The sequence below is a fragment of the Pyruvatibacter sp. genome (assembly GCF_040219635.1).
GTDB lineage: Bacteria > Pseudomonadota > Alphaproteobacteria > CGMCC-115125 > CGMCC-115125 > Pyruvatibacter.
On record NZ_JAVJSC010000002.1, the window covers coordinates 460,497 to 469,150 of the forward strand.

At 58.0% G+C, this 8,654-nt stretch carries 19 protein-coding genes; all 19 read right to left on the reverse strand.

The window, feature by feature from the left end; all coding sequences use genetic code 11:
• Nucleotides 1-16: 16 nt before the first annotated feature.
• Nucleotides 17-379, reverse strand: coding sequence for a 50S ribosomal protein L18 (rplR, locus tag RIB87_RS03325; RefSeq protein ID WP_350143464.1), 363 nt, complete (start codon nt 377-379; stop codon nt 17-19).
• A 17-nt stretch (nt 380-396) separates the two neighbouring features.
• Complete coding sequence (gene rplF, locus RIB87_RS03330) at nt 397-930, reverse strand: 50S ribosomal protein L6 (protein ID WP_350143466.1); 534 nt, start codon at nt 928-930, stop codon at nt 397-399.
• Between the two features lie 58 nt (nt 931-988).
• On the reverse strand, nt 989-1,387 hold the full coding sequence (gene rpsH, locus RIB87_RS03335; RefSeq protein ID WP_350143468.1) for a 30S ribosomal protein S8: 399 nt from the start codon (nt 1,385-1,387) through the stop codon (nt 989-991).
• 12 nt (nt 1,388-1,399) lie between these two features.
• Complete coding sequence (gene rpsN / locus RIB87_RS03340; RefSeq protein ID WP_350143470.1) at nt 1,400-1,705, reverse strand: 30S ribosomal protein S14; 306 nt, start codon at nt 1,703-1,705, stop codon at nt 1,400-1,402.
• Between the two features lie 39 nt (nt 1,706-1,744).
• The gene (rplE, locus tag RIB87_RS03345; protein ID WP_350143475.1) at nt 1,745-2,317 is read right to left on the reverse strand and encodes a 50S ribosomal protein L5; all 573 of its coding nucleotides are present in this window, start codon (nt 2,315-2,317) and stop codon (nt 1,745-1,747) included.
• Nucleotides 2,310-2,633, reverse strand: coding sequence for a 50S ribosomal protein L24 (rplX, locus tag RIB87_RS03350; protein WP_350143477.1), 324 nt, complete (start codon nt 2,631-2,633; stop codon nt 2,310-2,312). The genes rplE and rplX overlap by 8 nt, the downstream gene beginning before the upstream one ends.
• A 4-nt stretch (nt 2,634-2,637) precedes the next feature.
• Complete coding sequence (gene rplN, locus RIB87_RS03355; RefSeq protein WP_350143479.1) at nt 2,638-3,006, reverse strand: 50S ribosomal protein L14; 369 nt, start codon at nt 3,004-3,006, stop codon at nt 2,638-2,640.
• A 105-nt stretch (nt 3,007-3,111) separates the two neighbouring features.
• Nucleotides 3,112-3,351 carry a 30S ribosomal protein S17 gene (gene rpsQ / locus RIB87_RS03360; protein WP_350143481.1) on the reverse strand — a complete coding sequence of 80 codons (240 nt, stop codon included), beginning with the start codon at nt 3,349-3,351 and terminating at the stop codon, nt 3,112-3,114.
• 25 nt (nt 3,352-3,376) lie between these two features.
• Entirely contained in the window at nt 3,377-3,580 is a 204-nt protein-coding gene (rpmC, locus tag RIB87_RS03365) for a 50S ribosomal protein L29 (protein ID WP_350143483.1), read from the reverse strand.
• A gap of 40 nt (nt 3,581-3,620) precedes the next feature.
• The gene (gene rplP, locus RIB87_RS03370; protein ID WP_350143485.1) at nt 3,621-4,040 is read right to left on the reverse strand and encodes a 50S ribosomal protein L16; all 420 of its coding nucleotides are present in this window, start codon (nt 4,038-4,040) and stop codon (nt 3,621-3,623) included.
• 42 nt (nt 4,041-4,082) lie between these two features.
• Complete coding sequence (gene rpsC, locus RIB87_RS03375; RefSeq protein WP_350143487.1) at nt 4,083-4,799, reverse strand: 30S ribosomal protein S3; 717 nt, start codon at nt 4,797-4,799, stop codon at nt 4,083-4,085.
• Entirely contained in the window at nt 4,799-5,197 is a 399-nt protein-coding gene (rplV, locus tag RIB87_RS03380) for a 50S ribosomal protein L22 (RefSeq protein WP_350143489.1), read from the reverse strand. The genes rpsC and rplV overlap by 1 nt, the downstream gene beginning before the upstream one ends.
• A 2-nt stretch (nt 5,198-5,199) precedes the next feature.
• Entirely contained in the window at nt 5,200-5,478 is a 279-nt protein-coding gene (gene rpsS, locus RIB87_RS03385; protein WP_350143491.1) for a 30S ribosomal protein S19, read from the reverse strand.
• Nucleotides 5,479-5,487: 9 nt separating this feature from the next.
• Nucleotides 5,488-6,327, reverse strand: a complete 840-nt coding sequence (gene rplB, locus RIB87_RS03390) for a 50S ribosomal protein L2 (RefSeq protein WP_350143493.1) — start codon at nt 6,325-6,327, stop codon at nt 5,488-5,490.
• Nucleotides 6,328-6,343: 16 nt separating this feature from the next.
• Nucleotides 6,344-6,637 carry a 50S ribosomal protein L23 gene (locus RIB87_RS03395; protein ID WP_350143495.1) on the reverse strand — a complete coding sequence of 98 codons (294 nt, stop codon included), beginning with the start codon at nt 6,635-6,637 and terminating at the stop codon, nt 6,344-6,346.
• Nucleotides 6,634-7,257, reverse strand: a complete 624-nt coding sequence (gene rplD / locus RIB87_RS03400; protein ID WP_350143497.1) for a 50S ribosomal protein L4 — start codon at nt 7,255-7,257, stop codon at nt 6,634-6,636. Before rplD ends, RIB87_RS03395 begins: the two co-directional genes overlap by 4 nt.
• 2 nt (nt 7,258-7,259) lie before the next feature.
• Nucleotides 7,260-8,042, reverse strand: a complete 783-nt coding sequence (gene rplC, locus RIB87_RS03405) for a 50S ribosomal protein L3 (protein ID WP_350143499.1) — start codon at nt 8,040-8,042, stop codon at nt 7,260-7,262.
• A gap of 28 nt (nt 8,043-8,070) precedes the next feature.
• The gene (rpsJ, locus tag RIB87_RS03410; protein WP_350143501.1) at nt 8,071-8,379 is read right to left on the reverse strand and encodes a 30S ribosomal protein S10; all 309 of its coding nucleotides are present in this window, start codon (nt 8,377-8,379) and stop codon (nt 8,071-8,073) included.
• Between the two features lie 100 nt (nt 8,380-8,479).
• On the reverse strand, nt 8,480-8,654 hold a 175-nt coding region (locus tag RIB87_RS03415), incomplete at its 5' end, for an EF-Tu C-terminal domain-related protein (protein WP_502943202.1).

Genomic DNA, 8,654 nt, shown 5'->3' on the forward strand with positions numbered 1-8,654 from the left:
GACTAACCCTCTCGCCTTAAAATTCCAGGCCGCCCTCACGGGCAGCGTCTGCCAGCGCCTTGACGCGGCCATGATAAATGTACCCGCCGCGGTCAAACACAACGGCACTCACGCCATTGTCCTTGGCACGCTTGGCAACCAGTTCGCCGACAGCCTTTGCGGCATCCACATCAGCACCCGTCTTCAGGCTGCCACGCAGATCCTTTTCCAGCGTTGAAGCGGATGCGAGGGTGCGGCCCTCGACATCATCAATCACCTGCGCCGAAATGTGCTTTGACGACCGAAAAACCGACAGGCGCGGACGCCCGTTGGCGATCTTCTTGAGCGAACGGCGCACCCGCATTTTGCGGCGCTCGCGCATCTGCATTGAATTGCTCATGAGCTTGATCCGTTCACTTACTTCTTCTTGCCTTCCTTGCGGAAGATATATTCGTCGGCATATTTCACACCCTTGCCCTTGTAAGGCTCCGGCGGACGATAGCTGCGGATTTCAGCAGCAACCTGACCGACTTTCTGTTTATCGATACCCGTGACCACAATTTCTGTGGGCTTGGGTGTTTGAACCTGGATACCATCCGGCACGGCGTGGATGACATCATGGCTGAAGCCAAGCGCCAGTTTCAGATCCTTGCCCTGCATCTCGGCGCGATACCCCACGCCGTTGATTTCAAGCGTCTTGGAAAAACCTTCCGCAACACCCTGCACCATGTTGGCCACCAGAGACCGCGACAGACCCCACATGGCCCGCGCCCGCTGGCTGTCATCAACCGGCGCAACGGTCAACCCGTCCTCGCCCTGGCTGATTGTCACTTCAGGAACAAGCGTCAGCGAAAGCTCACCCTTTGATCCCTTCGCCTTCACCGTTTGACCCTCAAGGGTCACGGTGATGCCACTTGCAATGGCAATAGGCATTTTACCGATACGCGACATCTTTATTCGCTCCTATCCCGCTGGTTTGTTCCAAGACAGCCCTTTCAAAAGGGGCGCCCTAGAACACCTGGCAGAGAACCTCGCCACCCACATTTTCCTCACGCGCAATATGATCGGACATCACGCCTTTGGGTGTGGACAGAATGGAAATACCAAGCCCGTTATAGACCCGCGGCAAATCCGTCACCGCGGAATAGACCCGTCGGCCCGGCTTTGACACACGCTTGATTTCGCGGATCACCGGAGTGCCCTCGAAATATTTGAGCTCGATCTCGAACTCCTTGCGGCCGTTTTCAAACGACACTTCCGCATAGCCGCGGATGTAACCTTCAGCCTGCAGCACATCCAGAACGCGCCGACGCAGGTTTGAACCTGGTGTCTGCACCTTGGATTTGCCGCGCATCTGGCCGTTGCGGATACGCGTCAGCATATCGCCGAGAGGATCAGAAAATGACATCTTTCGTTCTCCCTACCAGCTCGACTTGACCAGGCCCGGAATCTGGCCCGCAGAGCCCAGATCCCGAAGCGCGATACGCGACATTTTCAGCTTGCGGTAATAGCCACGCGGGCGACCGGAGATTTCGCAACGGTTGCGAACCCGGCTCGGCGCAGAATTACGCGGCAGCGATGACAGCTTGAGCTGCGCCTGAATGCGCTCCTCAATCGGCACCGACTGATCTTTAACAATCGCCCGCAGCGCGTCGCGCTTTGAAGCGTATTTCTTGACAAGACGCTGACGGGTCTTGTTTTTCTCGATGGCGCTTTTTTTCGCCATGCTTATCCTCCTAGTCCCAACCGTATCGAGGGCTTTTGCCTACGACGTGAAGGGGAAGTTGAGTTCGCGAAGGAGAGCCCTCGCCTCGTCATCAGTTGAAGCCGTTGTGCAGACGATGATGTCCATCCCCCACACATGATCCACGTCGTCGTAATTCACTTCCGGAAACACGATGTGTTCCTTCAGGCCCATGGCGTAGTTGCCGTTGCCATCAAAGCTCTTGGGGTTCAGCCCGCGAAAGTCACGCACGCGCGGCAGAGCAATATTCACCAGCCGGTCAATGAACTCATACATGCGCACACGCCGCAGGGTTACCTTGGCGCCAATGTTCATGCCTTCACGCAGCTTGAACGTGGCTTCTGATTTCTTCGCCTTTGTGATGACAGCCTTCTGACCGGTAATGGTCTCAAGCGCCGTCACCGCAGACGCAACCTTTTTGCTGTCGCCCACGGCAACACCAGCACCGATGTTCAGCACGACCTTGTCGAGCCGCGGCACCTGCATAGGGTTTTTGTAGCCAAACTCCTCAACGAGTTTTGGACGGATCGTTGCGTCATACGCAGCGCGCACACGCGGCACGTAATTGTCCGTGGCTTGGGCCGTATCAGACATCAATCACTTCTCCTGAGCGCTTGGCGACACGGACCTTGCGGCCGTCATCAAGCGTCTTGAAACCAACCCGCGTTGCGCCGCCCTCTTTGGGGTCTTCAATCGCGATGTTCGAAATATGGATCGGGGCCTCTTTGGTGATGATCCCGCCCTGGGCCTGTGGCGTCTGGCGCTGATGACGCTTCACCATGTTGACGCCCTGAACAACCGCGCGATTTTCCTCGCGAAGCACCTTCAGAACCTCACCGGTTTTACCCTTGTCCTTGCCGGTGGTCACAACCACCTTGTCGCCCTTGCGAATTTTCAGTTTCACGGTCATGGCTTTACAGCACCTCCGGTGCAAGCGAGACGATCTTCATCATGTTCTTGGCGCGCAGCTCACGGGTTACCGGGCCAAAGATACGTGTGCCGATGGGCTCGCCATTGGCGTTCACCAGCACAGCCGCATTGCTGTCAAACCGGATCGCGCTGCCGTCGGCACGGCGGATTTCCTTTGCCGTGCGCACGATGACCGCCTTCATGACGTCACCCTTCTTCACGCGGCCACGGGGGATCGCTTCCTTGATGCTGACGACGATCGTATCACCGACGCCTGCATACTTGCGCTTTGAGCCACCCAGTACCTTGATGCACTGAACGCGGCGGGCACCTGAGTTGTCCGCGACGTCCAAATTGGACTGCATCTGGATCATTGTTCAATTCCTCTGCGCGACACTTGCGCAACCACACATGCGCGTTATTCGCGCTAATACGCCCCCGCAGGAGCAACCTCTTAACACCACGTCTGCAAGACGGGGCTACGCTTCCTCGCCGGTATAAACTTCCCAGCGCTTGGTCTTCGAAATCGGCACGCATTCGCGAATGCGCACCTTGTCACCGGTCTTGAAAGTGTTGGCCGCATCATGCGCGTGATAGCGCTTGGAGCGGCGAACGGTCTTTTTCATCACCGGGTCAGTGAACCGACGCTCAACGAGCACGGTCACCGTATCTTTCATCTTGTCGCTTACAACGACGCCCTGGAGCACGCGCTTTGGCATCTGCGTATCCTTCTTAAACTCTCAACTAGGCCGAAGCATCCGCAGTGCGGCGCTGACCCTGAATGGTTTTGATCCGCGCAATGGAGCGGCGGATCTGGCGCAGGCGCGCCGTGTTCTCAAGCTGGCCGGTCGCCCGCTGGAACCGCATGTTGAAGGCTTCCTTGCGGAGCTTCACCACTTCGTCTTCCATCTGGTCCGGCGTCATGTCACGCACATCTGCGATCTTCATCGTCTTTAATCCTTTGTACCGCGCTTAACGGGTGAACGCTTTAAGCGTGCTCACCCACACGGGTAATCATACGAACCTTCAGCGGCAACTTGGCAGCGCCCAGCTCCAGGGCTTCCTTCGCCACGTCATGCGGCACACCGTCAATCTCAAACATCACCCGGCCTGGCTTGACGCGGGCCACCCAATATTCCGGCGTACCCTTACCCTTACCCATCCGCACTTCGGTCGGCTTCTTGGAGACCGGCACATCTGGGAAGATGCGGATCCACACACGACCGGCACGCTTCATGTGACGGGTAATGGCACGACGCGCCGCTTCAATCTGGCGCGCGGTTACACGCATCGGCTCCTGGGCCTTAAGCCCGTGCGACCCGAAGTTCAGATCCGTCCCACCCTTGGCAACGCCATGGATGCGGCCCTTGTGGGCCTTACGGAATTTTGTGCGCTTTGGCTGCAGCATCTCTCTTAAGTCCTCAAACTCTCATACAACGCGGCGCTGGAACTAATCCCGACGCGGACGGCGATCACCGCCACCAGGACGTCCACCTTCCTGAGCTGACAAAGCCCGGCGCTCATGCGCCATCGGGTCATGCTCAAGAATCTCGCCCTTGAAAATCCAAACCTTGATGCCGCACGCGCCATAAGCCGTGAACGCCGTCGAGGTTGCGTAGTCAATGTCAGCGCGCAGCGTGTGAAGCGGCACCCGCCCCTCGCGGTACCATTCAACACGGGCAATTTCAGCACCACCCAGACGCCCGCCGCAGGTAATACGAATACCCTCAGCGCCCATGCGCATGGCAGACTGCACGGAGCGCTTCATCGCCCGGCGGAACGCCACGCGGCGCTCAAGCTGCTGTGCGATTGAGTCAGCCACAAGCTGTGCATCGATTTCAGGCTTGCGCACTTCAACGATGTTGAGGTGCACATCGCTTGCCGTCATTGCCTGGATCTTGCGACGCAGGGTTTCAATGTCAGCGCCCTTCTTGCCGATAACCACACCGGGACGCGCCGAGTGAATGGTCACGCGGCACTTCTTGTGCGGGCGCTCGATCACCACCTTGGAGACGCCGGCTTGCTTGAGTTCCTTCATCAGGAACTCACGGATACGAACATCTTCGTGCAGCAACTGGCCGTACTCGCCGCGGCGTGCATACCAGCGTGAATCCCACGTGCGGTTTACGCCGAGACGAAGCCCGATTGGATTGACCTTATGTCCCATTACGCAGCTTCTCCTGAGGCGGCACTTGCGGATTTTTCACGCAAAACAATAGTGATCTGGCTGAACGGCTTTTCAATCCGGCCCACACGACCACGCGCACGCGGCTTCCAACGCTTCATGATCAGGTTCTTGCCCACATAGGCTTCCGCAACAAACAACTCATCAACATCGAGGTCATGATTGTTCTCGGCATTCGCAATCGCACTTTCCAGAACGGCTTTCACCGACTTTGAAATGCGCTTTGGCGAAAAGGTGAGGTCAGCAAGCGCGCGCTCCACCTTATGACCGCGGATCGACTGCGCCAGCAGGTTCAGCTTGCGCGGGCTCGTGCGCAGCATACGGCCTACCGCACGCGCCTCGTTTTCCGCCAGCTTACGTGGTTTAGATGGCTTACCCATCGTTACTTCCTCTTCGCCTTCTTGTCGGCCGTGTGGCCGTAATAGGTGCGCGTGGGGGCGAACTCACCAAACTTGTGGCCCACCATGTCTTCGGAAACCTGCACCGGCACATGCTTGTTGCCGTTATAGACACCGAAGTTGAGACCAACGAACTGCGGCAGAATGGTCGAGCGGCGTGACCAGATCTTGATGATCTCGTTACGACCCGACGCACGCACAGCGTCAGCCTTCTTGAGCAGATAGCCGTCAACAAACGGCCCTTTCCATACGGAACGTGTCATATTTCTGGCCTACCGCTTCTTCTTGCGCTGGTGACGGCTGCGCACAATGTATTTGTCTGTGGACTTGTTGGAACGCGTCCGGCGGCCCTTGGTGGGTTTACCCCACGGTGTTACCGGATGACGTCCACCCGACGTACGGCCTTCACCACCACCATGCGGGTGATCGATCGGGTTCATGGCCACGCCGCGCACCGTCGGGCGGCGACCAAGCCACCGCGCACGCCCCGCCTTGCCCAACTTGATGTTGGACTGGTCGGGGTTTGACACAGCACCAACCGTTGCCATGCACTCGCCGCGCACAAGACGCTGCTCGCCTGAACCAAGCCGCAAAATGGCATAGCCCTGATCGCGACCCACAAGCTGAACGAACGTACCGGCGGAGCGCGCAATCTGGCCGCCCTTGCCTTCCTTCATTTCCACATTGTGGATGATTGTGCCAATCGGCATTGCGGAAAGCGGCATTGCATTGCCAGGCTTCACGTCAACGCGACTGCCCGCAATCACCTTGTCGCCTTCAGCAAGACGCTGCGGCGCCAGGATGTAAGACAGCTCCCCGTCCGCATACTTGATGAGCGCAATGAAAGCCGTGCGGTTGGGGTCATATTCAATGCGTTCAACCGTCGCCTCAACGTCAAACTTGCGACGCTTGAAATCAATGACGCGATAGGTCCGCTTGTGTCCGCCACCCGTCCGATACGCGGTAGTGCGCCCATGATTGTTGCGGCCACCGGACTTCGTGAGGCCCTCGGTCAATGTCTTGACCGGCTTGCCTTTCCAAAGACCGGCGCGATCAACCGTCACCAGCTGGCGCTGGCTGGGTGTCACCGGATTGTACTTTTTAAGTGCCATGTTCCTGCGTCGTCCCTTAAAGACCCGTCGTCACATCAATGGAGTGACCATCGGCAAGCGTGACGATTGCCTTTTTAATGTCAGACCGTTTGCCAAGCGTGCCGCGAAACCGCTTCTGCTTGCCCTTGATCCGCAGCGTGTTGACTGCCGCGACCTTGACCTTAAACAAGGTCTCGACGGCTTCCTTCACCTGCGGCTTGGTTGCTTCGAGCGGTACCCGGAACACCACCTGATTGTTCTCACCCGCAAGGGTGGACTTTTCAGTGATTACCGGCGCTTCAAGCACCTGATAAAGATCTTCGCTTTTCATGATGCGAACCGCGCCTCCAATGCTTCAAGCGCTGCCTTGGTCAGCACCAGGGTGTCGCGGCGCAGCACGTCATACACGTTGATGCCTTCAATAGGCAGAACATCCGTGTGCGGAATGTTACGGGCAGCCAGAGCGAAGTTCTCGTCAAGCTGCGAACCGTCAACAATCAGCGTGCTGGTGATGCCGAGTTTCGCAAATGCATCCTTCACCGCCTTGGTGCGGGGCTCAGGGAGCTTTGCCTCGTCCAGAACAATGATCGAACCGGCCTGCGCCTTGGTTGAAAGCGCATGACGCAGTGCAAGCGCGCGCACTTTCTTGGTCAGACCATGTGAATGATCGCGCACAACCGGTCCAAAGGCCTTGCCGCCGCCACGGAACTGCGGAACCTTCTTGTTCCCGTGCCGCGCACCGCCGGTGCCTTTTTGCTTGTACATTTTCTTCGTCGTGCCGGCGATTTCAGACCGGCCTTTGGTCTTGTGTGTACCCGCGCGCCGCTTGGCAAGCTGGTAGTTGACCATACGATGCAGAATGTCGGTGCGCGGCTTGAGCGCAAACACGAAATCTGACAGGTCAACGCTGCCCGCCTTCTTGGCGTCGAGGGTCTGGACGTCGAGCTTCATGACTATGCCTCGTCCTTCTTGTCCGCGTCGCCCGCAGCTTCGACAGCCGCATCTTCCGCAGGTGCTTCGGCTGCTTCTTCGGCAGGAGCAGGATCATTCGCAGGCGCACCCGCAATGCGGAACGCACCAGGCATCGGCACACCATCGGGGAGCCGCTTCTTCACAGCGTCGCGCAGTTCAACCCATCCGCCCTTGGAGCCGGAGATAGCACCCTTCACCAGAATGAGGCCGCGCTCCACATCCGTAGACACAATCTCAAGGTTCTGGGTGGTCACGCGGGTCTGCCCCATGTGACCGGCCATCTTCTTGCCCTTGAACACCTTGCCTGGGTCCTGGCACTGGCCGGTTGAGCCGTGTGAGCGGTGAGAGACCGACACACCGTGGGTAGCGCGAAGGCCCCCGAAGTTGTGCCGCTTCATGGCGCCCGCAAAGCCCTTGCCGATGGAAACGCCGGAGGCGTCCACATACTGACCGGCCACAAAGTGGTCTGCCTGAAGTTCTGCACCCACATCAATCATGTTGTCGGGCGTGACGCGGAACTCAACCAGACGACGGCGGGGTTCCACCGATGTCTTGGCAAAGTGACCACGCTGTGCGCGCGTAACATTCTTGACCTTGACCGAGCCTGCACCAAGCTGAATAGCCGTATAGCCATTCTTCTCGTCTGTGCGGTGTCCAACCACATGGCAGCCGTCGAGCTTCAGCACGGTCACGGGAATATGCTTCCCGTCATCCGTGAATACCCGCGTCATACCAACTTTTTGTGCGATCACGCCTGCGCGCATCTTTCGCACTCCTTACTACTGATAAACCCTAGAGCTTGATTTCGACGTCAACACCGGCGGCGAGGTCGAGCTTCATAAGCGCGTCCACGGTCTGTGGTGTCGGGTCAACAATATCGAGAAGACGCTTATGCGTCCGGATCTCGAACTGTTCACGGCTCTTCTTGTCAACGTGTGGACCGCGAAGCACTGTGAACTTCTCGATCCGGTTTGGCAGCGGGATCGGCCCACGCACCTGTGCACCCGTCCGCTTCGCCGTATTGACGATTTCCAGCGTCGATGCATCGAGGATGCGATGATCGAATGCCTTCAAACGAATGCGAATATTCTGGTTCTGCATGGAACCTGTTTCCCGTTTACGTGTCGCCCCTCATCTTAGGGACTATTGGAAAAGAACCACGGGCGCGCCGGTCAAACAGGCGCGCCCGCCAAAAATCTTGTTACTCGATAATATTTGCCACGACGCCCGCGCCCACGGTGCGGCCGCCTTCACGGATGGCGAAGCGCAGCTTCTCTTCCATCGCGATCGGCACGATCAGCTCAACAAGCATCTCGCAGTTGTCGCCCGGCATAACCATTTCCGTGCCTTCGGGAAGCGACACAACACCCGTCACA

Coding starts and splice junctions, on each gene's coding strand:
- rplE (WP_350143475.1), bottom strand. CDS start 2,317: ATGTCTGATACGGCCCAAGCCACGGACAATTACGTGCCGCGTGTGCGC.
- rpsH (WP_350143468.1), bottom strand. CDS start 1,387: ATGTCATTTTCTGATCCTCTCGGCGATATGCTGACGCGTATCCGCAAC.
- rplD (WP_350143497.1), bottom strand. CDS start 7,257: ATGAAGCTCGACGTCCAGACCCTCGACGCCAAGAAGGCGGGCAGCGTT.
- rplX (WP_350143477.1), bottom strand. CDS start 2,633: ATGACCGTGAAACTGAAAATTCGCAAGGGCGACAAGGTGGTTGTGACC.
- rplB (WP_350143493.1), bottom strand. CDS start 6,327: ATGGCACTTAAAAAGTACAATCCGGTGACACCCAGCCAGCGCCAGCTG.
- rplC (WP_350143499.1), bottom strand. CDS start 8,042: ATGCGCGCAGGCGTGATCGCACAAAAAGTTGGTATGACGCGGGTATTC.
- rplR (WP_350143464.1), bottom strand. CDS start 379: ATGAGCAATTCAATGCAGATGCGCGAGCGCCGCAAAATGCGGGTGCGC.
- rpsN (WP_350143470.1), bottom strand. CDS start 1,705: ATGGCGAAAAAAAGCGCCATCGAGAAAAACAAGACCCGTCAGCGTCTT.
- rpsJ (WP_350143501.1), bottom strand. CDS start 8,379: ATGCAGAACCAGAATATTCGCATTCGTTTGAAGGCATTCGATCATCGC.
- rpsS (WP_350143491.1), bottom strand. CDS start 5,478: ATGACACGTTCCGTATGGAAAGGGCCGTTTGTTGACGGCTATCTGCTC.
- rplN (WP_350143479.1), bottom strand. CDS start 3,006: ATGATCCAGATGCAGTCCAATTTGGACGTCGCGGACAACTCAGGTGCC.
- rplF (WP_350143466.1), bottom strand. CDS start 930: ATGTCGCGTATCGGTAAAATGCCTATTGCCATTGCAAGTGGCATCACC.
- RIB87_RS03395 (WP_350143495.1), bottom strand. CDS start 6,637: ATGAAAAGCGAAGATCTTTATCAGGTGCTTGAAGCGCCGGTAATCACT.
- rpmC (WP_350143483.1), bottom strand. CDS start 3,580: ATGAAGATCGCAGATGTGCGTGACATGACGCCGGACCAGATGGAAGAC.
- rpsC (WP_350143487.1), bottom strand. CDS start 4,799: ATGGGACATAAGGTCAATCCAATCGGGCTTCGTCTCGGCGTAAACCGC.
- rpsQ (WP_350143481.1), bottom strand. CDS start 3,351: ATGCCAAAGCGCGTGCTCCAGGGCGTCGTTGTAAGCGACAAGATGAAA.
- rplV (WP_350143489.1), bottom strand. CDS start 5,197: ATGGGTAAGCCATCTAAACCACGTAAGCTGGCGGAAAACGAGGCGCGT.
- rplP (WP_350143485.1), bottom strand. CDS start 4,040: ATGCTGCAGCCAAAGCGCACAAAATTCCGTAAGGCCCACAAGGGCCGC.